The organism is Streptomyces venezuelae (assembly GCF_008642355.1).
GTDB classification, from domain to species: domain Bacteria; phylum Actinomycetota; class Actinomycetes; order Streptomycetales; family Streptomycetaceae; genus Streptomyces; species Streptomyces venezuelae_B.
Genome location: NZ_CP029193.1, coordinates 4,849,174 through 4,875,076 on the forward strand (window position 1 = coordinate 4,849,174; position 25,903 = coordinate 4,875,076).

The window sequence follows — 25,903 nt, forward strand, 5'->3', positions numbered from 1 at the left end:
TTTGCTTGACGCGACCCCGTTCGCGTACTCTTCCACAGAAGCCAAAGACCGCTGGTCGTTGCCGTGTTCTCGCTAGAGGGTGCGGTGGCCGAAGGATCCGCTGAAACGGCGGACGACCCGCGCAGGTGACTGTGGATGTGCTCCTGGATCGTATGCGATTCGGTTGAGCTCACGCCCCGTGCGCCTGCGCCGGGGCGTTTCGTTTTGTCGGCCCCTTCTGAGCGGTCCTCATCACCCGGAAGGAGGCCGACGCTCTATGCCGACGCCCGACAAGGCTGCCGCGGTAGCCGAGCTCACGGACAAGTTCCGCAGCTCGAACGCCGCCGTGCTGACCGAGTACCGGGGTCTCACCGTGGCCCAGCTCAAGCAGCTGCGCCGTTCGCTCGGTGAGAACTCCGAGTACGCCGTGGTGAAGAACACGCTGACCAAGATCGCGGCCAACGAGGCCGGGATCAACACGCTGGACGACCTGTTCACGGGTCCGACGGCGGTCGCCTTCGTCACCGGTGACCCGGTGGAGTCGGCGAAGGGTCTTCGTGACTTCGCCAAGGAGAACCCGAACCTCGTCATCAAGGGCGGTGTCCTTGACGGCAAGGCGCTGTCCGCCGACGAGTTCAAGAAGCTCGCGGACCTCGAGTCCCGCGAGGTTCTGCTCGCCAAGCTGGCGGGCGCCATGAAGGGCAAGCAGTCGCAGGCTGCCGCGCTCTTCCAGGCGCTTCCCTCGAAGTTCGTCCGCACCGCGGAGGCGCTTCGTGCCAAGAAGGCCGAGCAGGGCGGTGCCGAGTAATTCGGCTCGCACATTGACCGCCGCCTGAGGCGACGGTCACCGCGGGCCCAACGTACGCCCGCCTTCATATACACCCGGCACCAGCCGAATTAGTGGAAGGATCGCCCATCATGGCGAAGCTCAGCCAGGAAGACCTGCTTGCCCAGTTCGAGGAGCTCACGCTCATCGAGCTCGCCGAGTTCGTGAAGGCCTTCGAGGAGAAGTTCGACGTCACCGCCGCCGCTCCGGTCGCCGTTGCCGCTGGTGGCGCCGCTGCCGCCCCGGCCGAGGCCGAGGCCGAGCAGGACGAGTTCGACGTCATCCTCACGGGCGCCGGCGAGAAGAAGATCCAGGTCATCAAGGTCGTGCGTGAGCTGACCTCCCTGGGCCTGAAGGAGGCCAAGGACCTCGTCGACGGCACCCCGAAGCCGGTCCTCGAGAAGGTCGCCAAGGACGCCGCGGAGAAGGCCGCCGAGGCCCTCAAGGGCGCCGGCGCCTCCGTCGAGGTCAAGTGACCTCACGAGTCGTCTGACTCTCTTTCCCGTCCGTACGGCTGAGGCTGTAACGCACGGGTCGCCAAAGGCGATCACCCATGTGGGTGGTCGCCTTTCGGCGTTCACCGGCGTCCCGCGGAGGGTGCCTTGCGATGTCGGTCCCGGCGAGTATGGTGATCTTCGTCGTGCCTCGGGACGGCCCGTGACGGTGACGATCTCTGAGTGATGTCGGGGCTGGGGGGCCTTGACGAACCGCACGCAGCGCGCAATTCTCAGGACGCGTCGTCACAACGATCCGGATCCGAGGCATGGATCGGCGGCGAAGAGGGCAGTATCGATGTGCATCGAGGGCGTGGCTTGCAGCAGGGGTTGAGAACAACGAGGGTCTTCAAAAACCCGCACTGGACATCAGTGGGCCGAGTGGCTACACTGACCCTTTGCGCTGCCTGTTAGCTGCCTCCTGCCCGTCACCAGGGGCATGCCCATGCTTGAGCACTGTGGATCCGAACCTCCCTGACCTGGGATGTCCGTCTCTGTGTCCAGCCTGGGACCGGTACGCGCGTAGTGAGTCCGAGCCCTCGGAAGGACCCCCTCTTGGCCGCCTCGCGCACTGCCTCGACCGCGAATACGAACAACGGCGCCAGCACCGCCCCGCTGCGCATCTCCTTTGCAAAGATCAAGGAGCCCCTCGAGGTTCCGAACCTTCTTGCGCTGCAGACCGAGAGCTTTGACTGGCTGCTCGGCAATGACGCGTGGAAGGCTCGTGTCGAGGCGGCTCTGGAAAGCGGACAGGACGTCCCCACCAAGTCCGGTCTGGAGGAGATCTTCGAGGAGATCTCCCCGATCGAGGACTTCTCCGGGTCGATGTCCCTGACGTTCCGCGACCACCGTTTCGAGCCTCCGAAGAACTCGATCGACGAGTGCAAGGAGCGCGACTTCACGTTCGCCGCCCCGCTCTTCGTCACCGCCGAGTTCACCAACAACGAGACCGGCGAGATCAAGTCTCAGACGGTCTTCATGGGCGACTTCCCGCTCATGACGAACAAGGGCACCTTCGTCATCAACGGCACCGAGCGTGTCGTTGTGTCGCAGCTGGTCCGTTCGCCCGGTGTGTACTTCGATTCCTCCATCGACAAGACGTCCGACAAGGACATCTTCTCCGCCAAGATCATCCCGTCCCGGGGTGCCTGGCTGGAGATGGAGATCGACAAGCGCGACATGGTCGGTGTCCGCATCGACCGCAAGCGCAAGCAGTCGGTCACCGTTCTGCTCAAGGCTCTCGGTTGGACGACCGAGCAGATCCTCGAGGAGTTCGGCGAGTACGAGTCCATGCGCGCCACCCTGGAGAAGGACCACACCCAGGGCCAGGACGACGCGCTGCTCGACATCTACCGCAAGCTCCGTCCGGGCGAGCCGCCGACCCGTGAGGCCGCTCAGACGCTGCTCGAGAACCTCTACTTCAACCCCAAGCGCTACGACCTCGCGAAGGTCGGCCGCTACAAGGTCAACAAGAAGCTGGGTGCGGACGCTCCGCTCGACGCGGGCATCCTCACGGTCGAGGACATCATCGCCTCGATCAAGTACCTGGTGAAGCTGCACGCCGGTGAGACCGAGACCGTTGGCGACAGCGGCACGTCGATCGTCGTCGAGACCGACGACATCGACCACTTCGGCAACCGTCGTCTGCGCAACGTCGGCGAGCTCATCCAGAACCAGGTCCGCACGGGTCTGGCTCGTATGGAGCGCGTCGTCCGCGAGCGCATGACGACCCAGGACGTCGAGGCGATCACGCCGCAGACCCTGATCAACATCCGCCCGGTCGTGGCGTCGATCAAGGAATTCTTCGGCACCTCGCAGCTGTCGCAGTTCATGGACCAGAACAACCCGCTGTCGGGTCTGACGCACAAGCGTCGCCTCTCGGCGCTGGGTCCCGGTGGTCTGTCCCGTGAGCGGGCCGGCTTCGAGGTCCGTGACGTGCACCCGTCTCACTACGGCCGCATGTGCCCCATTGAGACGCCTGAAGGCCCGAACATCGGTCTGATCGGTTCGCTCGCCTCGTACGGCCGCGTCAACGCGTTCGGCTTCGTCGAGACGCCGTACCGCAAGGTCGTCGACGGCCAGGTCACCGACGACGTCGACTACCTGACGGCCGACGAGGAGGACCGCTTCGTCATCGCGCAGGCCAACGCGCCGCTGACGGACGACCTCCACTTCGCCGAGGCCCGCGTCCTGATCCGTCGCCGCGGCGGCGAGATCGACTACGTCCCCGGTGGCGACGTCGACTACATGGACGTCTCGCCGCGCCAGATGGTGTCCGTCGCGACCGCGATGATCCCGTTCCTGGAGCACGACGACGCCAACCGCGCGCTCATGGGCGCGAACATGATGCGTCAGGCCGTGCCGCTGATCACCGCCGAGGCTCCCCTCGTCGGCACCGGCATGGAGTACCGCTGCGCGGTCGACGCCGGTGACGTGATCAAGGCCGAGAAGGCCGGTGTGGTCCAGGAGGTCTCCGCGGACTACGTCACGGTCACCAACGACGACGGCACGTACACCACGTACCGCATCGCCAAGTTCTCCCGGTCGAACCAGGGCACCTCCGTCAACCAGAAGGTTGTCGTCGACGAGGGCGCCCGCGTGATCGAGGGCCAGGTCCTGGCCGACGGTCCCGCGACCGAAGAGGGCGAGATGGCCCTCGGCAAGAACCTGCTCGTGGCGTTCATGCCGTGGGAGGGCCACAACTACGAGGACGCGATCATCCTGTCGCAGCGCCTCGTGCAGGACGACGTCCTCTCCTCGATCCACATCGAGGAGCACGAGGTCGACGCCCGTGACACCAAGCTCGGCCCGGAGGAGATCACCCGGGACATCCCGAACGTCTCCGAGGAGGTCCTCGCCGACCTCGACGAGCGCGGCATCATCCGTATCGGTGCCGAGGTCGTCGCCGGTGACATCCTCGTCGGCAAGGTCACGCCCAAGGGTGAGACCGAGCTGACCCCCGAGGAGCGCCTGCTCCGCGCGATCTTCGGTGAGAAGGCGCGCGAGGTCCGCGACACCTCCCTGAAGGTGCCGCACGGCGAGATCGGCAAGGTCATCGGCGTCCGCGTCTTCGACCGTGAAGAGGGCGACGAGCTGCCGCCGGGCGTGAACCAGCTGGTTCGTGTCTACGTGGCGCAGAAGCGCAAGATCACGGACGGTGACAAGCTCGCCGGCCGCCACGGCAACAAGGGTGTCATCTCGAAGATCCTTCCGATCGAGGACATGCCGTTCCTCGAGGACGGGACTCCGGTCGACATCATCCTGAACCCGCTGGGTGTGCCGTCCCGAATGAACCCGGGACAGGTCCTGGAGATCCACCTCGGCTGGCTCGCCAGCCGCGGCTGGGACGTCTCCGGCCTCGCGGACGAGTGGGCGCAGCGCCTGCAGGCCATCGGCGCCGACCAGGTCGACCCCGGCACGAACGTCGCCACCCCCGTCTTCGATGGTGCGCGTGAGGACGAGCTCGCCGGTCTGCTGCAGCACACCATCCCGAACCGTGACGGCGAGCGCATGGTGCTCCCGTCCGGCAAGGCGCAGCTGTTCGACGGCCGCTCCGGCGAGCCGTTCCCGGACCCGATCTCGGTCGGGTACATGTACATCCTCAAGCTGCACCACCTGGTCGACGACAAGCTCCACGCTCGTTCGACCGGTCCGTACTCGATGATCACCCAGCAGCCGCTGGGTGGTAAGGCACAGTTCGGTGGCCAGCGCTTCGGTGAGATGGAGGTGTGGGCGCTGGAGGCATACGGCGCCGCGTACGCCCTCCAGGAGCTGCTGACGATCAAGTCCGACGACGTGACCGGCCGCGTGAAGGTCTACGAGGCCATCGTCAAGGGCGAGAACATCCCCGAGCCCGGCATTCCCGAGTCCTTCAAGGTGCTCATCAAGGAAATGCAGTCCCTGTGCCTCAACGTGGAGGTGCTGTCCTCGGACGGCATGTCCATCGAGATGCGCGACACCGACGAGGACGTCTTCCGCGCGGCGGAGGAGCTCGGCATCGACCTGTCCCGGCGCGAGCCGAGCAGCGTCGAAGAGGTCTGACGGGTTGGCCGGCCGGACCCCGTGTCCGGCCGGCTCTCCCCGGACCCGTTCAGACCATGATTGAGACTCGACCCCGAAAGAGGGATTGACGACAAAGTGCTCGACGTCAACTTCTTCGACGAGCTGCGGATCGGCCTTGCCACCGCGGACGACATCCGACAGTGGTCCCACGGCGAGGTCAAGAAGCCGGAGACCATCAACTACCGCACGCTGAAGCCCGAGAAGGACGGACTCTTCTGCGAGAAGATCTTCGGTCCGACCCGGGACTGGGAGTGCTACTGCGGCAAGTACAAGCGTGTCCGCTTCAAGGGCATCATCTGCGAGCGCTGCGGCGTCGAGGTCACTCGCGCCAAGGTGCGTCGTGAGCGGATGGGCCACATTGAGCTGGCCGCCCCTGTCACGCACATCTGGTACTTCAAGGGCGTCCCGTCGCGCCTCGGCTACCTGCTGGACCTCGCCCCGAAGGACCTCGAGAAGGTCATCTACTTCGCGGCGTACATGATCACGTTCGTGGACGAGGAGCGTCGCACCCGCGACCTGCCGTCCCTGGAGGCGCACGTCTCCGTCGAGCGTCAGCAGATCGAGAACCGTCGCGACTCCGACCTGGAGGCCCGCGCCAAGAAGCTCGAGACCGACCTGGCCGAGCTCGAGGCCGAGGGTGCCAAGGCCGACGTGCGCCGCAAGGTGCGCGAGGGCGCCGAGCGTGAGATGAAGCAGCTGCGCGACCGTGCGCAGCGCGAGATCGACCGTCTCGACGAGGTGTGGAACCGCTTCAAGAACCTCAAGGTCCAGGACCTCGAGGGCGACGAGCTGCTCTACCGCGAGCTGCGTGACCGCTTCGGCACGTACTTCGACGGCTCGATGGGTGCCGCGGCGCTGCAGAAGCGCCTGGAGTCCTTCGACCTCGACGAGGAGGCCGAGCGCCTCCGCGAGATCATCCGTACCGGCAAGGGCCAGAAGAAGACCCGTGCGCTCAAGCGCCTCAAGGTCGTCTCCGCGTTCCTGCAGACCAGCAACAGCCCCAAGGGCATGGTTCTGGACTGCGTGCCGGTCATCCCGCCGGACCTGCGTCCGATGGTGCAGCTGGACGGTGGCCGCTTCGCGACCTCCGACCTGAACGACCTGTACCGCCGCGTGATCAACCGCAACAACCGCCTGAAGCGCCTTCTCGACCTCGGTGCGCCCGAGATCATCGTGAACAACGAGAAGCGCATGCTCCAGGAGGCCGTCGACGCGCTCTTCGACAACGGCCGTCGTGGCCGCCCGGTGACGGGCCCCGGCAACCGTCCGCTGAAGTCGCTGTCCGACATGCTCAAGGGCAAGCAGGGCCGCTTCCGTCAGAACCTGCTCGGCAAGCGTGTGGACTACTCCGCGCGTTCCGTGATCGTCGTCGGTCCGCAGCTGAAGCTGCACCAGTGTGGTCTGCCGAAGGCCATGGCGCTGGAGCTCTTCAAGCCGTTCGTGATGAAGCGCCTGGTCGACCTGAACCACGCGCAGAACATCAAGAGCGCCAAGCGGATGGTCGAGCGCGGCCGCACGGTCGTGTACGACGTCCTCGAAGAGGTCATCGCCGAGCACCCGGTTCTGCTGAACCGTGCGCCCACGCTGCACCGCCTCGGCATCCAGGCCTTCGAGCCGCAGCTGGTCGAGGGCAAGGCCATCCAGATCCACCCGCTCGTCTGCACCGCGTTCAACGCGGACTTCGACGGTGACCAGATGGCCGTGCACCTGCCGCTCTCCGCGGAGGCGCAGGCCGAGGCCCGCATCCTGATGCTGTCCTCGAACAACATCCTCAAGCCGGCCGACGGCCGTCCGGTCACGATGCCGACCCAGGACATGGTCCTCGGTCTGTTCTTCCTGACCACCGACGGTGAGCTCCGTGACACCAAGGGCGAGGGCCGCGCGTTCGGCTCCACGGCCGAGGCGATCATGGCGTTCGACGCCGGTGAGCTCGCGCTGCAGTCGACCGTCGACATCCGCTTCCCGGTGGGCACCATCCCGCCGCGCGGCTGGACCCCGCCGGTCTCCGAGGCGGGCGAGGACGGCGTCGAGGAGCGGCCGTACCAGCAGGGCGACAGCTTCCGGCTGCGTACGTCGCTTGGCCGTGCGCTCTTCAACGAGCTGCTGCCCGAGGACTACCCCTTCGTCGACTACTCGGTCGGCAAGAAGCAGCTCTCCGAGATCGTCAACGACCTCGCCGAGCGCTACCCCAAGGTCATCGTGGCGGCGACGCTCGACAACCTGAAGGCGGCGGGCTTCTACTGGGCGACCCGTTCCGGCGTCACCGTGGCCATCTCCGACGTCGTGGTCCCCGCGGCCAAGAAGGAGATCGTCGCGGGCTACGAGGCCCAGGACGAGAAGGTCCAGAAGCAGTACGAGCGCGGTCTCATCACCAAGGACGAGCGCACGCAGGAGCTCATCGCGATCTGGACCAAGGCGACCAACGAGGTTGCCGAGGCGATGAACGCGAACTTCCCGAAGACGAACCCCATCTTCATGATGGTTGACTCGGGTGCCCGAGGAAACATGATGCAGATGCGTCAGATCGCCGGTATGCGTGGTCTGGTGTCGAACGCGAAGAACGAGACCATCCCGCGTCCGATCAAGGCCTCGTTCCGTGAGGGCCTGACCGTTCTCGAGTACTTCATCTCCACGCACGGTGCCCGTAAGGGTCTGGCGGACACGGCTCTCCGTACCGCCGACTCCGGTTACCTCACCCGTCGTCTGGTCGACGTCTCGCAGGACGTCATCATTCGCGAGGAGGACTGTGGTACCGAGCGCGGTCTGAAGCTCAAGATCGCGGTCAAGGGCGAGGACGGTGTGCTCCGCAAGACGGAGAACGTCGAGACCTCGGTGTACGCCCGCATGCTGGCCGAGGACGTCGTCATCGACGGCAAGGTCATCGCGCCGGCCAACGTCGACCTCGGTGACGTCCTCATCGACGCCCTGGTCGCCAACGGCGTCGAGGAGGTCAAGACCCGCTCGGTCCTGACCTGTGAGTCCGCGGTCGGCACCTGTGCCTTCTGCTACGGCCGTTCGCTCGCCACCGGCAAGCTGGTCGACATCGGTGAGGCGGTCGGCATCATCGCCGCCCAGTCCATCGGTGAGCCCGGCACGCAGCTGACGATGCGTACCTTCCACACCGGTGGTGTGGCCGGTGACGACATCACCCAGGGTCTGCCCCGTGTCGTCGAGCTCTTCGAGGCTCGTACGCCCAAGGGTGTCGCCCCGATCTCGGAGGCGGCAGGCCGCGTCCGTATCGAGGAGACCGAGAAGACCAAGAAGATCGTCGTCACCCCGGACGACGGCAGCGACGAGACGGCGTTCCCGATCTCGAAGCGTGCCAAGGTCCTGGTGCGCGAGGGCGACCACGTCGAGGTCGGCCAGAAGCTCACCTTCGGTGCGACGAACCCGCACGACGTGCTGCGGATCCTCGGTCAGCGCGCGGTCCAGGTCCACCTGGTCGGCGAGGTCCAGAAGGTCTACAACTCGCAGGGTGTGTCGATCCACGACAAGCACATCGAGATCATCATCCGGCAGATGCTGCGCCGCGTGACGATCATCGAGTCCGGCGACGCGGAGCTGCTGCCGGGCGAGCTCGTGGAGCGCTCGAAGTTCGAGACCGAGAACCGTCGTGTGGTCACGGAAGGCGGCCACCCGGCCTCCGGCCGTCCGCAGCTGATGGGTATCACCAAGGCCTCGCTGGCGACGGAATCCTGGCTGTCGGCCGCCTCCTTCCAGGAGACGACCCGAGTCCTGACGGATGCGGCGATCAACGCCAAGTCCGACAGCCTCATCGGCCTCAAGGAGAACGTCATCATCGGTAAGCTCATCCCGGCCGGTACGGGGCTCTCCCGCTACCGCAACATCCGGGTCGAGCCGACCGAGGAGGCCAAGGCCGCGATGTACTCGGCCGTCGGCTACGACGACATCGACTACTCGCCCTTCGGGACGGGGTCGGGTCAGGCCGTTCCGCTGGAGGACTACGACTACGGGCCGTACAACCAGTAGGACCTGCGTTTGTTGAAGGGCGTCTGCCTCCTTTGGGGGTGGGCGCCCTTTGGCGTTCCCGAGACCTAAGATGCGCGGCGTTGGCGCGTCAACCGTAGTGCCGGGCAGGCAGGGGGAGTTGGGGAAGTGGAGACGGCTCGGCTGTCCTTCGGTCTGGCGGCGGCGGTACTGGTCCCGATGGGACTCGCATGGCCCGGATCGCGCCCTTGGCGGACGGTGCTCTTCACGCTGGCCTACGGGGTGTATGCGGCTGCTCCGTACGCCGATGGCCAGAGACCGTGGGTCGCGCTGGCGGTGGCTGTGCTGCTGTCCCTGGGTTGCGTCCTGTGGAAGCACCCCGCAGGTATGCCGGAGGTGGGCTTCACCGTGACGATGCCGCTGATGGTGGGGCGGTTGGCCCGTACGCGCCGGGCGAGTGTCGCGGTTCTCGTGGGGGCCGTCTTCCTGGCTCTGTGGGCCGCCGGCGCAACGGTGGTGCCTCTGATGAGGGAAGCCGCTCTGAGTGATGAGATCGCGGTCTTCCTTTCGGCCGCGCTGGTCTCCGTATTCGGCGGTGGGGCTCTGGCGAGGTCGGTGACCGGTCCCGTACGCCGGGAGATTCTGGCACTGCCGGACAGTCCGGAGCGGCGTGCTGCTGTGGAGTTCATGAGCGCAGGACGGGCGATCGGGCTGCTGGAGCGGGGGCTTCTCTTCGCCTTCCTCGCCGCAGGCCAGCCCGAGGCCGCAGCTCTGGTGCTGGCGGCGAAGTCGCTGGCTCGGGTCCCCACGAGTGAACACGGCAAGCACGCGTCCGAGTACTTCCTCATCGGTACGCTGGCCAGTGTCATCGCCTCGCTCGGGATGAGCATGGCTGCTCGCTCGGCGGTCGGGCTGCCCATCCTCTAGGAGAAGCTGCCTTGGAGCTGAGAAGGCACCCACTGATCCAGAAGCTGCTGTCCCTGAATCTGCCGTCCTCGGACTACGTGGTGGCGGGCAGCGGGCCGCTGCTGGCGCACGGCATCAGGGAGCGTGTCGGAGACCTGGATGTCGTCGCTCGTGGGGCCGCGTGGAAGATCGCGGAGGGTTTGGCCGACCCTGTGGTCGCTCCGTCCGGTCACGGCCGCGTGGTGCCACTGTTCGGCGGCGCCATCGACGTCTTTGACCGCTGGTTGCCCGGCACGCCCGAGCCGGACGTCCTGATCAAGGATGCGGAGTGGATGTCGGGCATCCCGTTCTGCCCCTTGTCCCAGGTCCTCATGTGGAAAGAGCGCTCGCTGCGACCGAAGGATCAGGCGGATGTCCAATTGATCAAGGACTTTCTGCATCGGACTTGATCTGCAGATGTCCGGCGTGTCGCCCCCCATCGCATTTGTTTTGACCAGACTCGATGAGGTAGGTACGCTCAGACCTTGTGCCTGGGGTGTGCCTGGGCTCGCGCGCGTGTCATCAACCGCTGCGGGAGTCCGAGAAAGGCCACCGTAATCTGCGCTCCTTTCCGCCCTGTGGCGGGAGTCCGCAGCATTCGACACACCCGACCGCGTGGGTCGGCGAAGTTCCGGGTTAGCTTTACTATTCGGCACACAGAAACCGGAGAAGTAGTGCCTACGATCCAGCAGCTGGTCCGTAAGGGCCGGCAGGACAAGGTCGAGAAGAACAAGACGCCCGCACTCGAGGGTTCGCCCCAGCGCCGTGGCGTCTGCACGCGTGTGTTCACGACCACCCCGAAGAAGCCGAACTCGGCCCTCCGTAAGGTCGCGCGTGTGCGTCTGACCTCCGGGATCGAGGTCACGGCCTACATTCCGGGTGAGGGACACAACCTGCAGGAGCACTCCATCGTGCTCGTGCGCGGTGGCCGTGTGAAGGACCTGCCTGGTGTTCGTTACAAGATCATCCGCGGCTCGCTCGACACCCAGGGTGTCAAGAACCGCAAGCAGGCCCGCAGCCGCTACGGCGCCAAGAAGGAGAAGTAAGAATGCCTCGTAAGGGCCCCGCCCCGAAGCGCCCGGTCATCATCGACCCGGTCTACGGTTCTCCTCTGGTGACCTCCCTCATCAACAAGGTGCTGCTGAACGGCAAGCGCTCCACCGCCGAGCGCATCGTGTACGGCGCCATGGAGGGCCTGCGCGAGAAGACCGGCAACGACCCGGTCATCACGCTGAAGCGCGCGCTCGAGAACATCAAGCCGACCCTCGAGGTCAAGTCCCGCCGTGTCGGTGGCGCGACCTACCAGGTCCCGATCGAGGTCAAGCCGGGCCGTGCGAACACGCTCGCCCTGCGCTGGCTCGTCGGTTACTCCCGCGCCCGTCGCGAGAAGACCATGACCGAGCGTCTGCTCAACGAGCTCCTCGACGCCTCCAACGGCCTCGGTGCCGCTGTGAAGAAGCGTGAGGACACCCACAAGATGGCCGAGTCCAACAAGGCCTTCGCGCACTACCGCTGGTAGTCGCTACCCCCATCGAGACCGAGAGAAGACTGAGCCGACATGGCTACCACTTCACTTGACCTGGCCAAGGTGCGCAACATCGGCATCATGGCCCACATCGACGCGGGCAAGACGACGACCACCGAGCGGATCCTGTTCTACACCGGTGTGTCGTACAAGATCGGTGAGGTCCACGACGGCGCCGCCACGATGGACTGGATGGAGCAGGAGCAGGAGCGTGGCATCACGATCACCTCTGCTGCCACCACCTGTCACTGGCCGCTGAACGACGTCGATCACACGATCAACATCATCGACACCCCGGGCCACGTCGACTTCACCGTCGAGGTGGAGCGTTCGCTCCGCGTGCTCGACGGTGCCGTGACGGTGTTCGACGGCGTTGCCGGCGTCGAGCCCCAGTCCGAGACCGTGTGGCGTCAGGCGGACCGTTACGGCGTCCCGCGTATCTGCTTCGTCAACAAGCTCGACCGCACCGGTGCCGAGTTCCACCGCTGTGTCGACATGATCGTCGACCGCCTCGGTGCGACCCCGATCGTCATGCAGCTGCCCATCGGCGCAGAGGCTGACTTCAAGGGCGTCGTCGACCTCGTCACCATGAAGGCCTTCGTCTGGTCCGCCGAGACCAAGATGGGCGAGGCCTACGACATCGTCGACATCCCCGACACGCACACCGAGGCTGCCGAGGAGTACCGCGGCAAGCTGCTCGAGGCCGTCGCGGAGAACGACGAAGAGATGATGGAGCTGTACCTGGAGGGCCAGGAGCCCACCGAGGAGCAGCTGTACGCGGCGATCCGTCGCATCACCATCGCCTCCGGCAAGGGCGGCGACACCACCGTCACCCCCGTCTTCTGCGGTACCGCGTTCAAGAACAAGGGCGTCCAGCCCCTGCTCGACGCGGTCGTGCGCTACCTTCCCTCCCCCCTGGACGTCGAGGCCATCGAGGGCCACGACGTCAAGGACCCGGAGCTGGTCGTCAAGCGCAAGCCGTCCGACGACGAGCCGCTGTCGGCCCTCGCGTTCAAGATCGCGAGCGACCCGCACCTCGGCAAGCTCACCTTCGTCCGGATCTACTCCGGTCGCCTGGACTCCGGCACCGCGGTGCTGAACTCCGTCAAGGGCAAGAAGGAGCGCATCGGCAAGATCTACCGCATGCACGCGAACAAGCGTGAGGAGATCGAGTCGGTGGGCGCCGGTGACATCGTCGCCGTCATGGGCCTGAAGCAGACCACCACGGGTGAGACGCTCTCCGACGACAAGGCTCCGGTCATCCTGGAGTCCATGGACTTCCCGGCCCCGGTGATCGAGGTCGCCATCGAGCCGAAGTCCAAGGGCGACCAGGAGAAGCTGGGTGTCGCCATCCAGCGTCTCTCGGAGGAGGACCCCTCCTTCCGCGTCCACTCGGACGAGGAGACCGGCCAGACCATCATCGGTGGTATGGGTGAGCTCCACCTCGAGGTGCTCGTCGACCGCATGAAGCGCGAGTTCCGCGTCGAGGCGAACGTCGGCAAGCCGCAGGTGGCGTACCGCGAGACGATCCGCAAGGCCGTCGAGCGCGTCGACTTCACGCACAAGAAGCAGACCGGTGGTACCGGTCAGTTCGCCAAGGTGCAGATCGCGATCGAGCCGATCACGGACGGCGACGCGTCGTACGAGTTCGTCAACAAGGTCACCGGTGGCCGCATCCCGCGGGAGTACATCCCGTCGGTCGACGCCGGTGCGCAGGAAGCCATGCAGTTCGGCATCCTCGCGGGCTACGAGATGACGGGCGTCCGCGTCACGCTCATCGACGGTGCCTACCACGAGGTCGACTCCTCGGAGCTCGCCTTCAAGATCGCCGGTTCGCAGGCCTTCAAGGAGGCCGCGCGCAAGGCGTCCCCCGTGCTGCTCGAGCCGATGATGGCCGTCGAGGTCACCACGCCCGAGGACTACATGGGCGATGTCATCGGCGACATCAACTCCCGCCGTGGCCAGATCCAGGCCATGGAGGAGCGCAGCGGCGCTCGCGTCGTGAAGGGCCTCGTGCCCCTCTCGGAGATGTTCGGCTACGTCGGAGACCTCCGCAGCAAGACGTCGGGTCGCGCAAGCTACTCAATGCAGTTCGACTCCTACGCCGAGGTTCCGCGGAACGTCGCCGAGGAGATCATCGCGAAGGCCAAGGGCGAGTAACTCACCCGAGTTCACGCTTTAGGCTTGACACCATCCGCCGGGGTTCGACCCCGCAGGGCGAGAACCCCGGCGGCTGGCTTCCCAGCAAAGATCACCTGGCGCCGATGAAGCAAGGCGTACAGAACCACTCCACAGGAGGACCCAGTGGCGAAGGCGAAGTTCGAGCGGACTAAGCCGCACGTCAACATCGGCACCATCGGTCACATTGACCACGGTAAGACGACCCTCACGGCCGCCATTACCAAGGTGCTGCACGACGCGTACCCCGACCTGAACGAGGCCTCGGCCTTCGACCAGATCGACAAGGCTCCCGAGGAGCGCCAGCGCGGTATCACGATCTCGATCGCGCACGTCGAGTACCAGACCGAGGCGCGTCACTACGCCCACGTCGACTGCCCCGGTCACGCGGACTACATCAAGAACATGATCACGGGTGCCGCGCAGATGGACGGCGCGATCCTCGTGGTTGCCGCCACCGACGGCCCGATGCCGCAGACCAAGGAGCACGTGCTCCTGGCCCGCCAGGTCGGCGTTCCGTACATCGTCGTCGCCCTGAACAAGGCCGACATGGTGGACGACGAGGAGATCCTGGAGCTCGTCGAGCTCGAGGTCCGTGAGCTCCTCTCCGAGTACGAGTTCCCGGGCGACGACCTGCCGGTCGTCAAGGTCTCCGCTCTGAAGGCCCTTGAGGGCGACAAGGAGTGGGGCAACACCGTCCTCGAGCTCATGAAGGCCGTGGACGAGTCCATCCCGGAGCCCGAGCGCGACGTCGACAAGCCGTTCCTGATGCCGATCGAGGACGTCTTCACGATCACCGGTCGTGGCACCGTCGTCACCGGTCGTATCGAGCGTGGTGTCCTCAAGGTCAACGAGACCGTCGACATCATCGGCATCAAGACCGAGAAGACCACCACCACGGTCACCGGCATCGAGATGTTCCGCAAGCTGCTCGACGAGGGCCAGGCCGGTGAGAACGTCGGTCTGCTCCTCCGTGGCATCAAGCGCGAGGACGTCGAGCGCGGCCAGGTCATCATCAAGCCCGGTTCGGTCACGCCGCACACCGAGTTCGAGGCCCAGGCCTACATCCTGTCGAAGGACGAGGGTGGCCGTCACACCCCGTTCTTCAACAACTACCGCCCGCAGTTCTACTTCCGCACCACGGACGTGACCGGCGTCGTGACCCTCCCCGAGGGCACCGAGATGGTCATGCCGGGCGACAACACCGAGATGAGCGTCGAGCTCATCCAGCCCGTCGCCATGGAAGAGGGCCTGAAGTTCGCCATCCGTGAGGGTGGCCGGACCGTCGGCGCCGGCCAGGTCACCAAGATCAACAAGTAAGTCCTCCCGACTTGCTTGCGGATCGGGGTAACCCGGTTGCTCTGAACTGAGCGCATCGCAGTACACGCAGTAGCGGAAGGGCCCGTACGACTTCGGTCGTACGGGCCCTTTTGTGTTGGCCAGGGGGCCCGTGTGGCCTCAGAAGCCCAGGTGGGTAGCGGAACATGCCGCCTGGGACGGTGACGTCGCCGCCCTTCGGGTCGACGTCTTGGTGGGCGCGGCCGTGGACGTACAGGGTCTCGGCCGCCCTGACCAGCTCTGCGGCCTTGCGCTGGACTGCGGCGAGGAAGGCCGGTGACACAGTTCGGGCGGCTTCCTCTGCCGCGAAGGCGAAGGCGTACTCCCAACTCCAGCTCAAGTCCGTTGGTCAGGCAGTGCACGGAGGGATGCGGCAGTCGCGGCACCGGCCCGGTTCCGGGGCTCGGTAGGCGCGGTCGCAGGTTTCGCAGTTCTGGAGTGGGTGGGGGGTGCGCTGCGGGGGGTGGAAGCGGGGTGGGGGTGGGAGCAGGGCTGTCAGGCGGTGGGACAGGAGTGCGGCGGGGTGGCGGGGGCCGTCGGGTGGGAGGGCGTGGGTCAGGGCGTGGCGCACGGAGGCGGGGGATGCCTCTCGTTCCAGCCAGGCGGCGACGCCAGGGGTGAGGTGGGCCGTATCGCGGGCGGTGAGGAGCAGGTGGGGGGCTTCGCGGCACAGCTCCGTGAGGGTGGCGGTGGCCTGTTCGAGCAGTGCCGGGGTGGGGTGTGCCGGGTGCGGTACGGCGGGGAGGGGGCGGGGGTGTGTGCGGGGTGCGTGGGCGGGTGGCGTCTCGCTGGTGCGGGGTGGGACCGCTGCGATGGGGGCGGGCTGCCTCCGTGGCGGGGTGGGGGTGCGTCGGGCGGTGCCCTGCGGCTGGTTGCAGGAGATCGTGCGGGTGACGATGCGGCCGGACGCGGTGCGTTCGCGGTCCCGGCGCAGGTAGCCGTGGGTCTCCAGCTCGCGCAGGGCCCCGGCGATGCGGGTCGCGCCCTCCGGGAAGCGCTTGGTGAGGCTCTTGATGTCCACGTGGGCACCGGCGGGCAGCGACTGGATGTGGCAGCCCAGGCCGATCGCCAGGAGGGAGAGCTCCTGGTGCTGGGTGAGGTGGTTGCCGACCACCGTGAAGCGGGTGGTGTGGCGGGTGTTCTCGTGCGTGACGCCGGACGTGGGTGCGGAGGCGGTGGGCCGTCGACGCGTGTCCGTTCGGCTGCGGGGGTGCCGGGTCGCCCGTGCGTGGGATTGATTGCCGCCAGGGGCGGACTGGGGGCGCGGGGGCGCGCTAGGGTTTTGGGTGTCCATCGGGAAGTTGCCTCTTCCTCGGTGGTCAGGCCCTCGCCTCGGGATTGCCGTCCCGGCGGGGGCCGTCGCATGTCTGGTGTTGTTGCTCGGCTACTGGGGCTGAGAGTAGGGCCATTGGGGGGCCGGAAAGCCAGCCGAGCCGGTGATGTTCACTCGCCGGAGTGAGTCGGCGGTGGCGGGGCCTGGTGGGGTTTGGTGGGGTGCTTTTTCTCCGTCTCACGTTCCTTGGGGAAAGGCGCCTGCGGTACCGGAGCACGGGGAGTCGGGTTCCGGTGGCGTGAGGCCCAGTTCCGCCCACACCGTCTTGCGCGGGAAGCGGTCTTCCTTCACTCCCCAGCGGTGTGCCAGCGCTTCTACGAGGAGCAGGCCGCGCCCGGATTCGGCGTCTGGGGAGGGGAGTTGGGGTGCGGGGAGCCTTTCGGGGTGCGTGTCCGTGACCGCGATGCGGAGCGTTTCCGCCGTGGCGTGCAGTGCGAGTCGGAAGTCGCGGCCCGGTGCGCGGCCGTGGGTCGCGGCGTTGGCCGCCAGTTCCGCGACGATGTGGCGCGCCGGGTCCAGGGGGAGCCCCCACGAGTGGAGCTGCTCGGTGGCGAGGAGTCGGGCCAGGCGGGCTCCTCGGGGCGTGGGGGAGAGCAGGACAGTGAAGTGACGGGTGGTGTGGGGGAGCGCGGCGGTTTCCTGGTTCACGTCACTCAGCGTGGTCTCCCGCTCGTACGCTGCGCAGTGTCTTGGCGGCTGCGTACAGTCACTGTCCTTCGTTTGTCCAGGGCTGTACAGGCTGTCCAGCGGTCTCTGTGGGTACGGCGCTGACCGTACGTAGCGGCTTGGTGGGACGGGAGGCGGGCGTATGGAGCGGTCGGCGGTTCCGGAGGGTGAGCGGGAGCGGGAGTCGGAGGAGCCGGGGTGGGAGGTCGACCCGGAGGACGAGCAGGGCGTGGCGATCGTCGCGTTCGTGGGGCGGCAGCTGCGGGCCCGCCGGGAGGCCGCGGGGATGCGGGCGGCGGAGTTCGCGGCGGCCATGGGGTACGGGGAGGGGCTCGTCTACAAGGTCGAGGGCGGGACGCGGATCCCTCGGGCCGAGTATCTCGACAAGGCGGATCAGGTCCTGAGAGCGGGCGGTTCCGTCGCGGCGATGAAGCAGGACGTGGCGGAGGCCAGGTATCCGAAGCGGCTTCGGGACCGGGCCCGCAAGGAAGCGAAGGCCGTTGACCTTCAGTGGTACGGCGCTCATGACATCCACGGGTTGTTGCAGACCGTGGAGTACATGAGGGCTTTGTTCGAGATGCGGCAGCCTGCGTATGACGAGGCGCAGATCGAACGAGCTGTGGCGTCACGCATGGCCCGGCAGGCGATCTTCGACCGGTGTCCGGCTCCGGCCCTCAGTTTTGTGCTGGAGGAGGTAGCGCTGCAGCGCCCGCTGGGGGGGCAGAATGGTTCTGCGTCGGCAGCTTGAACGCCTCCTGGAAATCGGGCAGTTGCGCACCGCCTCACTCCAGGTCATGCCTACACGCAGGGAAGAGCATGCGGGCGTGGACGGGAGTATCGAGATGCTGAAGTTCCGGGATGGATCGGCAGTCGGGCGTTCACCAGGTGTGGCCGCAGGGCGGCTGGTGGACGAGCCTGAACAGCTCCGAATCCTTGAACTGCGCTACGGCATGATCCGGGCCCAAGCCCTCACTCCGAGGGAGTCGCTGGCCTTCATCGAGCAACTGCTGGGAGAAACATGAACCGTCAGGTCTCCGCTGAGGGCAGCGCCGAGCTGGAATGGCGTAAGAGCAGCTACAGCAGCAACGGCAGCGAAGCCGACTGCGTAGAGGCCGCCGAGATAAACGATCTGGTGCATGTCCGTGACTCCAAGAACACGCAGGGGCCGATCCTCACCGTGCAGGGGGCCGCGTGGTCGCACTTTGTGAGGTACGCCTCCGGGAGCTGATCCCATGAAGCTCGCTTGGCGCAAGAGCAGCTACAGCAGCAACAGCAACGAACCCGACTGCGTCGAGGTCGCCCACACCCCCGGCACCGTGCACGTCCGGGACTCCAAAGAAGCCCAAGGCCCCCGCCTCGCCCTCAGCGGCGCCGCCTGGACCGCGTTCCTGGGATACGCCGCCCCACGCTGACCCGCGACGGCCGTCACCGGCGCGTCGGGCCCCGCCCGGGTTTGATCTCCGTCACCCAGCGGGTAAGGTCTTCCGCTCGATTGGCACCACACGTGCCCCGTATGGCAGACTGTCATGGTTGCTCGGTTGAGTGCCGATGCTGCGCGCCTCCCGCCGGGAGGACCGGAAGCGAGTCCCACAGTACTCGTCGCCTTATCTGTCGCAGGGCCCGCAAAGGCCCGCAGGCAGCGCTTTGGCGGACGTACGGGAATCTTTCGGGAAGTGCGGTGCGGTTGCTCGGCCAGGCGCCCGGTGGGTTTCTTCCCCCGGACCCGCGGTCAGCGAGGGCCGCAGCCCCTAGCAGGGAACTCCTTCGGGAGAACTGTGTGAGCGGGACTGCGACACGCCCGACCGCGTGGGTCGGAGGAGGTAGAAAAAAGGGCCTCCCGGGAGCCAGAGCGTTCGAGACGAAGGACTACTAAGTAGCCATGGCGGGACAGAAGATCCGCATCCGGCTCAAGGCCTACGACCACGAGGTCATCGACTCCTCGGCGAAGAAGATCGTCGAGACGGTGACCCGCACTGGTGCGTCGGTCGCGGGCCCGGTGCCGCTGCCCACTGAGAAGAACGTGTACTGCGTCATCAAGTCGCCGCACAAGTACAAGGACTCTCGCGAGCACTTCGAGATGCGCACGCACAAGCGCCTGATCGACATCCTCGACCCGACCCCCAAGACCGTTGACTCGCTGATGCGCCTGGACCTTCCGGCCGGCGTTGACATCGAGATCAAGCTCTGAAGGGCGCGAAGAAGATGACCAAGCAGATCAAGGGCATCCTGGGCGAGAAGCTCGGCATGACCCAGGTCTGGGACGAGAACAACCGTGTCGTCCCGGTGACCGTGGTCAAGGCCGGGCCCTGCGTCGTTACCCAGGTCCGTACGAATGACAGCGACGGCTACGAGTCGGTCCAGATCGCCTTCGGCGAGATCGACCCGCGCAAGGTGAACAAGCCCCTCAAGGGCCACTTCGCCAAGGCCGACGTGACCCCCCGTCGCCACCTCGTCGAGATCCGTACCGCTGGTGCCAGCGAGTACACCCTCGGCCAGGAGCTGACTGCCGAGACGTTCGAGGCCGGTATCAAGGTCGACGTCACCGGCAAGAGCAAGGGCAAGGGCTTCGCCGGTGTGATGAAGCGTCACAACTTCCACGGCGGCAAGGCCTCCCACGGTGCCCACCGCGTGCACCGCAAGCCCGGTTCCATCGGTGGCTGTGCCACCCCCGGCCGTGTCTTCAAGGGCATGCGCATGGCGGGTCGCATGGGCAACGAGCGGGTCACCACCCAGAACCTGACCGTCCACGCCGTTGACGCGGAGAAGGGTCTGCTGCTCATCAAGGGCGCGGTCCCCGGTCCGAACGGCGGCCTCGTCCTGGTCCGTACCGCGGCCAAGGGGGCCTGAGGTAACCCATGAGCACCATTGACATCCTTTCGCCGGCAGGCGACAAGACCGGGACGGTCGAGCTCCCCGCGGAGATCTTCGACGTCGAGAAGATCAGCATCCCGCTGATCCACCAGGTCGTCGTCGCGCAGCTGGCCGCGGCCCGTCAGGGCACGCACAAGACCAAGACCCGCGGTGAAGTCCGTGGTGGTGGCAAGAAGCCTTACCGCCAGAAGGGCACCGGCCGCGCGCGCCAGGGTTCGACCCGTGCGCCGCAGTTCGCCGGCGGTGGCGTCGTCCACGGCCCCGTGCCGCGTGACTACTCCCAGCGCACCCCCAAGAAGATGAAGGCTGCCGCCCTGCGTCACGCCCTCACCGACCGGGCGCGCAACTCCCGCATCCACGTCGTCTCCGGCGTGGTCGAGGGCGAGATCTCGACGAAGGCCGCGAAGAGCCTGCTCGGCAAGGTCAGCGAGCGCAAGAACGTGCTCCTGGTCATCGAGCGCTCGGACGAGCTGTCGCTGCTCTCCGCCCGCAACCTGCCCCAGGTCCACATCCTGGAGCCGGGCCAGCTGAACACGTACGACGTGCTCGTCTCGGACGACGTGGTCTTCACCAAGGCCGCGTTCGAGTCCTTCGTGTCCGGCCCGAAGGCCACTGACACCGAAGGGAGCGAAGCCTGATGGCCATCCGTCACCAGAGCATCGCGTCCAAGGCCGCGAAGGCCGCCAAGGCCGCGCGCGTCGCCAAGGCGAAGCGCATCGCGACCGAGGGCAAGATCGCCGTTGAGCCCACCCCGCTGAGCAAGTCCTTCTCGGACCCGCGCGACGTCCTCGTCAAGCCGGTCGTCTCCGAGAAGTCGTACGCGCTGCTCGACGAGGGCAAGTACACGTTCATCGTGGCTCCGGGCGCCAACAAGACCCAGATCAAGCAGGCCGTCGAGGCGGTCTTCTCGGTCAAGGTCACCGGCGTCAACACGATCAACCGTCAGGGCAAGCGGAAGCGTACGCGCACCGGTTTCGGCAAGCGTGCCGACACCAAGCGCGCCATCGTGACCCTTGCTGAGGGCGACCGTATCGACATCTTCGGCCAGGCCTCCTAACGGAGCGCCCTGGTCCGAATATCGGACGAGGACTGAGAAATGGGAATCCGCAAGTACAAGCCGACTACGCCGGGCCGTCGTGGCTCCTCCGTAGCCGACTTCGTCGAGGTAACGCGGTCCACGCCGGAGAAGTCGCTGGTTCGCCCGCTGCACAGCAAGGGCGGCCGTAACAATTCCGGTCGTGTGACCGTTCGCCACCAGGGTGGTGGCCACAAGCGCGCCTACCGCGTGATCGACTTCCGTCGCCACGACAAGGACGGCGTGCCGGCCAAGGTCGCGCACATCGAGTACGACCCCAACCGCACGGCGCGCATCGCGCTGCTGCACTACGCGGACGGCGAGAAGCGCTACATCCTCGCCCCGCGCGGCACGCAGCAGGGTGACCGGATTGAGAGCGGCCCCGGTGCCGACATCAAGCCCGGCAACAACATGGCGCTGCGCAACATCCCCGTGGGTACGACGATCCACGCCATCGAGCTGCGGCCCGGCGGCGGCGCGAAGTTCGCCCGCTCCGCGGGTGCCTCCGTGCAGCTGCTCGCGAAGGAAGGCGCCATGGCGCACCTTCGCATGCCGTCCGGTGAGATCCGCCTGGTCGACGTCCGCTGCCGCGCCACCATCGGCGAGGTCGGCAACGCCGAGCAGTCGAACATCAACTGGGGCAAGGCCGGCCGCATGCGCTGGAAGGGCGTCCGCCCGACCGTGCGTGGTGTCGTGATGAACCCGGTCGACCACCCGCACGGTGGTGGTGAAGGCAAGACCTCCGGTGGTCGTCACCCGGTCTCGCCGTGGGGCAAGAAGGAGGGTCGTACTCGTGATCGCAACAAGGCGAGCAACAAGTACATCGTCCGTCGCCGCAAGTCGAACAAGAAGCGCTAGGAGCGGGTTTAGATGCCGCGCAGTCTCAAGAAGGGGCCCTTCGTCGACGACCACCTCGTGAAGAAGGTGGACGCCCAGAACGAAGCAGGCACCAAGAACGTCATCAAGACCTGGTCCCGGCGCTCGATGATCATCCCCAGCATGCTGGGTCACACGATCGCGGTGCACAACGGCAAGACCCACATCCCGGTGTTCGTCACCGAGTCGATGGTCGGCCACAAGCTCGGCGAGTTCTCGCCGACTCGCACCTTCCGCGGCCACGTCAAGGACGACCGGAAGTCGAAGCGCCGCTAGTGCGGGGTGGAACGACTATGACTAACACCGAAGGGACAACCATGGAAGCCAGGGCCCAGGCGCGGTACATCCGCGTCACGCCCATGAAGGCCCGCCGCGTGGTGGACCTCATCCGTGGCATGGATGCCACGGAGGCTCAGGCGGTCCTGCGTTTCGCCCCGCAGGCCGCGAGCGTGCCGGTCGGCAAGGTGCTGGACAGCGCCATTGCCAACGCCGCGCACAACTACGACCACACCGACGCCTCTTCGCTGGTCATCAGCGAGGCGTACGTGGATGAGGGCCCGACCCTGAAGCGGTTCCGTCCGCGTGCTCAGGGCCGTGCCTACCGGATCCGTAAGCGGACCAGCCACATCACCGTGGTCGTCAGCAGCAAGGAAGGAACCCGGTAATGGGCCAGAAGGTAAACCCGCACGGGTTCCGGCTCGGTGTCACGACCGACTTCAAGTCGCGTTGGTACGCCGACAAGCTGTACAAGGACTACGTCAAGGAAGACGTCGCCATCCGTCGGATGATGACGTCCGGCATGGAGCGCGCCGGCATCTCGAAGGTTGAGATCGAGCGCACCCGTGACCGCGTGCGTGTGGACATCCACACCGCCCGTCCCGGCATCGTCATCGGCCGCCGTGGCGCCGAGGCCGACCGCATCCGCGGTGACCTCGAGAAGCTCACGGGCAAGCAGGTCCAGCTGAACATCCTCGAGGTCAAGAACCCCGAGGTCGACGCTCAGCTCGTGGCCCAGGCCGTCGCGGAGCAGCTGTCCTCCCGCGTCTCCTTCCGTCGTGCCATGCGCAAGAGCATGCAGTCGGCGATGAAGGCGGGCGCCAAGGGCATCAAGATCCAGTGTGGCGGTCGTCTCGGCGGCGCCGAGATGTCCCGCTCGGAGTTCTACCGCGAGGGCCGTGTGCCCCTGCACACGCTCCGCGCCAACGTGGACTACGGCTTCTTCGAGGCCAAGACGACCTTCGGCCGCATCGGCGTGAAGGTCTGGATCTACAAGGGCGACGTCAAGAACATCGCCGAGGTCCGCGCCGAGAACGCCGCTGCCCGCGCCGGCAACCGCCCGGCCCGTGGTGGCAACGACCGCCCGGCCCGTGGTGGCCGCGGTGGCGAGCGTGGCGGTCGCGGTCGCAAGCCGCAGCAGTCGGCTCCGGCCGCCGAGGCCCCCAAGGCCGAGGCGCCCGCCGCTGCTCCGGCTGCTGAGAGCACCGGAACGGAGGCCTGACCGAAATGCTGATCCCCCGTAGGGTCAAGCACCGCAAGCAGCACCACCCGAAGCGCAGCGGTATGTCCAAGGGTGGCACGCAGGTTGCGTTCGGCGAGTACGGCATCCAGGCGCTGACCCCGGCGTACGTGACGAACCGTCAGATCGAGGCAGCTCGTATCGCGATGACGCGTCACATCAAGCGTGGCGGCAAGGTCTGGATCAACATCTACCCGGACCGCCCCCTCACCAAGAAGCCTGCCGAGACCCGCATGGGTTCCGGTAAGGGTTCGCCGGAGTGGTGGGTCGCCAACGTCAAGCCCGGACGCGTCATGTTCGAGCTGTCGTACCCGAACGAGAAGATTGCTCGTGAGGCGCTCACCCGCGCTGCTCACAAGCTTCCGATGAAGTGCCGCATCGTCCGGCGCGAGGCAGGTGAGTCGTGATGTCGGCCGGTACCAAGGCGTCCGAGCTGCGCGAGCTGGGCAACGAGGAGCTTGTCAACAAGCTTCGCGAGGCCAAGGAAGAGCTGTTCAACCTCCGCTTCCAGGCGGCGACGGGCCAGCTCGAGAACCACGGCCGGCTCAAGGCCGTCCGTAAGGACATCGCGCGGATCTACACCCTCATGCGTGAGCGCGAGCTGGGCATCGAGACGGTGGAGAGCGCCTGATGAGCGAGAGCAACGTGACTGAAGAGACGAAGGCCGCCCGCGGCTTCCGCAAGACCCGTCAGGGTCTGGTCGTCAGCGACAAGATGGACAAGACCGTCGTCGTCGCTGTCGAGGACCGCGTGACGCACGCGCTGTACGGCAAGGTCATCCGCCGTACGAACAAGCTCAAGGCGCACGACGAGCAGAACGCTGCCGGCGTCGGCGACCGCGTCCTCCTGATGGAGACGCGTCCGCTGTCCGCCACCAAGCGCTGGCGCATCGTCGAGATCCTCGAGAAGGCCAAGTAATTCTCCGAGGGGCACCCCCCTCGGAGTTCGTTCCGCCAGGCTCCCGGGGCAGTTCGCCGAACTGCCCCGGGGGAACCGGCAGACAATCAGGAGATAGACGTGATCCAGCAGGAGTCGCGACTGCGCGTCGCCGACAACACGGGTGCGAAGGAAATTCTCACCATCCGTGTTCTCGGTGGCTCGGGTCGCCGCTACGCGGGCATCGGTGACGTCATCGTCGCCACCGTGAAGGACGCGATCCCCGGTGGCAACGTGAAGAAGGGTGACGTCGTCAAGGCGGTCATCGTTCGCACCGTCAAGGAGCGCCGCCGTCCGGACGGCTCGTACATCCGCTTCGACGAGAACGCCGCCGTCATTCTGAAGAACGACGGCGACCCTCGCGGCACCCGTATCTTCGGCCCCGTCGGCCGTGAGCTGCGCGAGAAGAAGTTCATGAAGATCATCTCGCTCGCGCCGGAGGTGCTGTAAGCATGAAGATCAAGAAGGGCGACCTGGTCCAGGTCATCACCGGTAAGGACAAGGGCAAGCAGGGCAAGGTCATTGCCGCTTACCCGCGCGACGAGCGCGTCCTGGTCGAGGGTGTCAACCGGGTCAAGAAGCACACGAAGGCCGGCCCGACCGCCAGCGGCTCGCAGGCCGGCGGCATCGTGACCACCGAGGCCCCCGTCCACGTCTCCAACGTCCAGCTGGTCGTGGAGAAGGACGGCAACAAGGTCGTCACGCGCGTCGGTTACCGCTTCGACGACGAGGGCAACAAGATCCGCGTTGCCAAGCGGACGGGTGAGGACATCTGATGACGACCACCACCACTCCGCGTCTCAAGACGAAGTACCGCGAGGAGATCGCGGGCAAGCTGCGTGAGGAGTTCTCGTACGAGAACGTCATGCAGATCCCCGGCCTGGTCAAGATCGTGGTCAACATGGGTGTCGGCGACGCCGCCCGTGACTCGAAGCTGATCGACGGCGCCATCCGCGACCTCACCACGATCACCGGCCAGAAGCCGGCCGTGACGAAGGCCCGGAAGTCCATCGCGCAGTTCAAGCTGCGCGAGGGCCAGCCGATCGGCTGCCACGTCACGCTCCGTGGCGACCGCATGTGGGAGTTCCTGGACCGCACCCTGTCGCTCGCGCTGCCGCGCATCCGCGACTTCCGTGGTCTGTCCCCCAAGCAGTTCGACGGCCGTGGCAACTACACCTTCGGTCTCACGGAGCAGGTCATGTTCCACGAGATCGACCAGGACAAGATCGACCGCGTCCGGGGTATGGACATCACCGTGGTCACCACGGCGACCAACGACGCTGAGGGCCGTGCGCTCCTTCGTCACCTCGGCTTCCCGTTCAAGGAGGCGTAAGC

Annotated in this window: 28 protein-coding genes and 1 pseudogene; 27 read left to right on the forward strand and 2 right to left on the reverse strand. The window is 66.4% G+C overall.

Features of this window, described 5'->3' with window-relative positions; all coding sequences use genetic code 11:
* Positions 1–256: 256 nt before the first annotated feature.
* The 10 genes from rplJ to tuf all read left to right on the forward strand — a co-directional run bounded on the left by rplJ (position 257) and on the right by tuf (position 15,277).
* On the forward strand, positions 257–787 hold the full coding sequence (rplJ, locus tag DEJ47_RS22525; protein WP_062780303.1) for a 50S ribosomal protein L10: 531 nt from the start codon (positions 257–259) through the stop codon (positions 785–787).
* A 110-nt stretch (positions 788–897) separates the two neighbouring features.
* On the forward strand, positions 898–1,281 hold the full coding sequence (rplL, locus tag DEJ47_RS22530) for a 50S ribosomal protein L7/L12 (RefSeq protein ID WP_150171067.1): 384 nt from the start codon (positions 898–900) through the stop codon (positions 1,279–1,281).
* Positions 1,282–1,854: 573 nt separating this feature from the next.
* Positions 1,855–5,340 (forward strand): DNA-directed RNA polymerase subunit beta, encoded by a 3,486-nt coding sequence (gene rpoB, locus DEJ47_RS22540; RefSeq protein WP_150171069.1) that lies wholly within the window; start codon positions 1,855–1,857, stop codon positions 5,338–5,340.
* Positions 5,341–5,436: 96 nt separating this feature from the next.
* Complete coding sequence (locus DEJ47_RS22545) at positions 5,437–9,351, forward strand: DNA-directed RNA polymerase subunit beta' (RefSeq protein WP_150171071.1); 3,915 nt, start codon at positions 5,437–5,439, stop codon at positions 9,349–9,351.
* 126 nt (positions 9,352–9,477) lie between these two features.
* Entirely contained in the window at positions 9,478–10,236 is a 759-nt protein-coding gene (locus DEJ47_RS22550; protein WP_150171073.1) for a hypothetical protein, read from the forward strand.
* Between the two features lie 11 nt (positions 10,237–10,247).
* On the forward strand, positions 10,248–10,664 hold the full coding sequence (locus DEJ47_RS22555) for a hypothetical protein (RefSeq protein ID WP_150171074.1): 417 nt from the start codon (positions 10,248–10,250) through the stop codon (positions 10,662–10,664).
* Between the two features lie 264 nt (positions 10,665–10,928).
* Positions 10,929–11,300 carry a 30S ribosomal protein S12 gene (rpsL, locus tag DEJ47_RS22560; RefSeq protein ID WP_003948652.1) on the forward strand — a complete coding sequence of 124 codons (372 nt, stop codon included), beginning with the start codon at positions 10,929–10,931 and terminating at the stop codon, positions 11,298–11,300.
* A 2-nt stretch (positions 11,301–11,302) separates the two neighbouring features.
* Positions 11,303–11,773, forward strand: a complete 471-nt coding sequence (gene rpsG / locus DEJ47_RS22565; RefSeq protein WP_003974303.1) for a 30S ribosomal protein S7 — start codon at positions 11,303–11,305, stop codon at positions 11,771–11,773.
* Between the two features lie 39 nt (positions 11,774–11,812).
* On the forward strand, positions 11,813–13,939 hold the full coding sequence (fusA, locus tag DEJ47_RS22570) for an elongation factor G (protein WP_150171076.1): 2,127 nt from the start codon (positions 11,813–11,815) through the stop codon (positions 13,937–13,939).
* Positions 13,940–14,083: 144 nt separating this feature from the next.
* Positions 14,084–15,277 (forward strand): elongation factor Tu, encoded by a 1,194-nt coding sequence (gene tuf, locus DEJ47_RS22575; RefSeq protein WP_150171078.1) that lies wholly within the window; start codon positions 14,084–14,086, stop codon positions 15,275–15,277.
* Positions 15,278–15,644: 367 nt separating this feature from the next.
* On the opposite strand, the gene DEJ47_RS22585 is transcribed toward tuf, so the two are convergent.
* Entirely contained in the window at positions 15,645–16,589 is a 945-nt protein-coding gene (locus DEJ47_RS22585; RefSeq protein WP_150171080.1) for a helix-turn-helix domain-containing protein, read from the reverse strand.
* A gap of 216 nt (positions 16,590–16,805) precedes the next feature.
* A complete protein-coding gene (locus tag DEJ47_RS22590) occupies positions 16,806–17,276 on the reverse strand; it encodes an ATP-binding protein (protein ID WP_150171082.1) in 471 nt (156 codons plus the stop codon).
* 160 nt (positions 17,277–17,436) lie between these two features.
* Between DEJ47_RS22590 and DEJ47_RS22595 the strand changes: the two are divergent.
* The 17 genes and pseudogenes from DEJ47_RS22595 (at position 17,437) to rplE (ending at position 25,901) form a co-directional block, all read left to right on the forward strand.
* Positions 17,437–18,316, forward strand: a pseudogene (locus DEJ47_RS22595) (helix-turn-helix domain-containing protein).
* Positions 18,313–18,522, forward strand: a complete 210-nt coding sequence (locus tag DEJ47_RS22600; RefSeq protein ID WP_150171084.1) for a DUF397 domain-containing protein — start codon at positions 18,313–18,315, stop codon at positions 18,520–18,522. The pseudogene DEJ47_RS22595 and the gene DEJ47_RS22600 overlap by 4 nt, the downstream one beginning before the upstream one ends.
* A gap of 4 nt (positions 18,523–18,526) precedes the next feature.
* On the forward strand, positions 18,527–18,706 hold the full coding sequence (locus tag DEJ47_RS22605) for a DUF397 domain-containing protein (RefSeq protein WP_150171086.1): 180 nt from the start codon (positions 18,527–18,529) through the stop codon (positions 18,704–18,706).
* A gap of 467 nt (positions 18,707–19,173) precedes the next feature.
* On the forward strand, positions 19,174–19,482 hold the full coding sequence (rpsJ, locus tag DEJ47_RS22610) for a 30S ribosomal protein S10 (protein ID WP_003948644.1): 309 nt from the start codon (positions 19,174–19,176) through the stop codon (positions 19,480–19,482).
* Positions 19,483–19,496: 14 nt separating this feature from the next.
* Positions 19,497–20,141 carry a 50S ribosomal protein L3 gene (rplC, locus tag DEJ47_RS22615; RefSeq protein WP_030782583.1) on the forward strand — a complete coding sequence of 215 codons (645 nt, stop codon included), beginning with the start codon at positions 19,497–19,499 and terminating at the stop codon, positions 20,139–20,141.
* 8 nt (positions 20,142–20,149) lie between these two features.
* Entirely contained in the window at positions 20,150–20,803 is a 654-nt protein-coding gene (gene rplD, locus DEJ47_RS22620) for a 50S ribosomal protein L4 (protein ID WP_150171088.1), read from the forward strand.
* A complete protein-coding gene (rplW, locus tag DEJ47_RS22625) occupies positions 20,803–21,222 on the forward strand; it encodes a 50S ribosomal protein L23 (protein ID WP_055564827.1) in 420 nt (139 codons plus the stop codon). The genes rplD and rplW overlap by 1 nt, the downstream gene beginning before the upstream one ends.
* Before the next feature lie 39 nt (positions 21,223–21,261).
* Positions 21,262–22,098, forward strand: coding sequence for a 50S ribosomal protein L2 (rplB, locus tag DEJ47_RS22630; protein ID WP_055564828.1), 837 nt, complete (start codon positions 21,262–21,264; stop codon positions 22,096–22,098).
* 12 nt (positions 22,099–22,110) lie between these two features.
* Positions 22,111–22,392: a 30S ribosomal protein S19 gene (gene rpsS, locus DEJ47_RS22635; RefSeq protein WP_030782571.1), complete on the forward strand. Its 282-nt coding sequence runs from the start codon at positions 22,111–22,113 to the stop codon at positions 22,390–22,392.
* 41 nt (positions 22,393–22,433) lie between these two features.
* Positions 22,434–22,781: a 50S ribosomal protein L22 gene (gene rplV / locus DEJ47_RS22640; protein WP_004571827.1), complete on the forward strand. Its 348-nt coding sequence runs from the start codon at positions 22,434–22,436 to the stop codon at positions 22,779–22,781.
* Entirely contained in the window at positions 22,781–23,614 is an 834-nt protein-coding gene (gene rpsC / locus DEJ47_RS22645) for a 30S ribosomal protein S3 (protein WP_055564829.1), read from the forward strand. Before rplV ends, rpsC begins: the two co-directional genes overlap by 1 nt.
* 5 nt (positions 23,615–23,619) lie before the next feature.
* Positions 23,620–24,039, forward strand: a complete 420-nt coding sequence (rplP, locus tag DEJ47_RS22650) for a 50S ribosomal protein L16 (RefSeq protein WP_055698227.1) — start codon at positions 23,620–23,622, stop codon at positions 24,037–24,039.
* A complete protein-coding gene (rpmC, locus tag DEJ47_RS22655) occupies positions 24,039–24,263 on the forward strand; it encodes a 50S ribosomal protein L29 (RefSeq protein ID WP_006347226.1) in 225 nt (74 codons plus the stop codon). The genes rplP and rpmC overlap by 1 nt, the downstream gene beginning before the upstream one ends.
* Positions 24,263–24,550 carry a 30S ribosomal protein S17 gene (gene rpsQ, locus DEJ47_RS22660; RefSeq protein WP_150171090.1) on the forward strand — a complete coding sequence of 96 codons (288 nt, stop codon included), beginning with the start codon at positions 24,263–24,265 and terminating at the stop codon, positions 24,548–24,550. Before rpmC ends, rpsQ begins: the two co-directional genes overlap by 1 nt.
* Positions 24,551–24,649: 99 nt before the next feature.
* The gene (gene rplN / locus DEJ47_RS22665) at positions 24,650–25,018 is read left to right on the forward strand and encodes a 50S ribosomal protein L14 (RefSeq protein WP_003974257.1); all 369 of its coding nucleotides are present in this window, start codon (positions 24,650–24,652) and stop codon (positions 25,016–25,018) included.
* A gap of 2 nt (positions 25,019–25,020) precedes the next feature.
* The gene (rplX, locus tag DEJ47_RS22670; protein ID WP_016645174.1) at positions 25,021–25,344 is read left to right on the forward strand and encodes a 50S ribosomal protein L24; all 324 of its coding nucleotides are present in this window, start codon (positions 25,021–25,023) and stop codon (positions 25,342–25,344) included.
* On the forward strand, positions 25,344–25,901 hold the full coding sequence (rplE, locus tag DEJ47_RS22675; RefSeq protein ID WP_062775145.1) for a 50S ribosomal protein L5: 558 nt from the start codon (positions 25,344–25,346) through the stop codon (positions 25,899–25,901). Before rplX ends, rplE begins: the two co-directional genes overlap by 1 nt.
* Positions 25,902–25,903: the final 2 nt, after the last annotated feature.

What these genes read in the sequence shown, in the direction of transcription:
- rplJ (WP_062780303.1), top strand. Translation starts at nt 257, where the DNA reads ATGCCGACGCCCGACAAGGCTGCCGCGGTAGCCGAGCTCACGGACAAG.
- rplL (WP_150171067.1), top strand. Translation starts at nt 898, where the DNA reads ATGGCGAAGCTCAGCCAGGAAGACCTGCTTGCCCAGTTCGAGGAGCTC.
- rpsG (WP_003974303.1), top strand. Translation starts at nt 11,303, where the DNA reads ATGCCTCGTAAGGGCCCCGCCCCGAAGCGCCCGGTCATCATCGACCCG.
- fusA (WP_150171076.1), top strand. Translation starts at nt 11,813, where the DNA reads ATGGCTACCACTTCACTTGACCTGGCCAAGGTGCGCAACATCGGCATC.
- DEJ47_RS22585 (WP_150171080.1), bottom strand. Translation starts at nt 16,589, where the DNA reads ATGGACACCCAAAACCCTAGCGCGCCCCCGCGCCCCCAGTCCGCCCCT.
- DEJ47_RS22600 (WP_150171084.1), top strand. Translation starts at nt 18,313, where the DNA reads ATGAACCGTCAGGTCTCCGCTGAGGGCAGCGCCGAGCTGGAATGGCGT.
- DEJ47_RS22605 (WP_150171086.1), top strand. Translation starts at nt 18,527, where the DNA reads ATGAAGCTCGCTTGGCGCAAGAGCAGCTACAGCAGCAACAGCAACGAA.
- rpsJ (WP_003948644.1), top strand. Translation starts at nt 19,174, where the DNA reads ATGGCGGGACAGAAGATCCGCATCCGGCTCAAGGCCTACGACCACGAG.
- rplC (WP_030782583.1), top strand. Translation starts at nt 19,497, where the DNA reads ATGACCAAGCAGATCAAGGGCATCCTGGGCGAGAAGCTCGGCATGACC.
- rplD (WP_150171088.1), top strand. Translation starts at nt 20,150, where the DNA reads ATGAGCACCATTGACATCCTTTCGCCGGCAGGCGACAAGACCGGGACG.
- rplW (WP_055564827.1), top strand. Translation starts at nt 20,803, where the DNA reads ATGGCCATCCGTCACCAGAGCATCGCGTCCAAGGCCGCGAAGGCCGCC.
- rplB (WP_055564828.1), top strand. Translation starts at nt 21,262, where the DNA reads ATGGGAATCCGCAAGTACAAGCCGACTACGCCGGGCCGTCGTGGCTCC.
- rpsS (WP_030782571.1), top strand. Translation starts at nt 22,111, where the DNA reads ATGCCGCGCAGTCTCAAGAAGGGGCCCTTCGTCGACGACCACCTCGTG.
- rplV (WP_004571827.1), top strand. Translation starts at nt 22,434, where the DNA reads ATGGAAGCCAGGGCCCAGGCGCGGTACATCCGCGTCACGCCCATGAAG.
- rpsC (WP_055564829.1), top strand. Translation starts at nt 22,781, where the DNA reads ATGGGCCAGAAGGTAAACCCGCACGGGTTCCGGCTCGGTGTCACGACC.
- rplP (WP_055698227.1), top strand. Translation starts at nt 23,620, where the DNA reads ATGCTGATCCCCCGTAGGGTCAAGCACCGCAAGCAGCACCACCCGAAG.
- rpmC (WP_006347226.1), top strand. Translation starts at nt 24,039, where the DNA reads ATGTCGGCCGGTACCAAGGCGTCCGAGCTGCGCGAGCTGGGCAACGAG.
- rpsQ (WP_150171090.1), top strand. Translation starts at nt 24,263, where the DNA reads ATGAGCGAGAGCAACGTGACTGAAGAGACGAAGGCCGCCCGCGGCTTC.
- rplX (WP_016645174.1), top strand. Translation starts at nt 25,021, where the DNA reads ATGAAGATCAAGAAGGGCGACCTGGTCCAGGTCATCACCGGTAAGGAC.
- rplE (WP_062775145.1), top strand. Translation starts at nt 25,344, where the DNA reads ATGACGACCACCACCACTCCGCGTCTCAAGACGAAGTACCGCGAGGAG.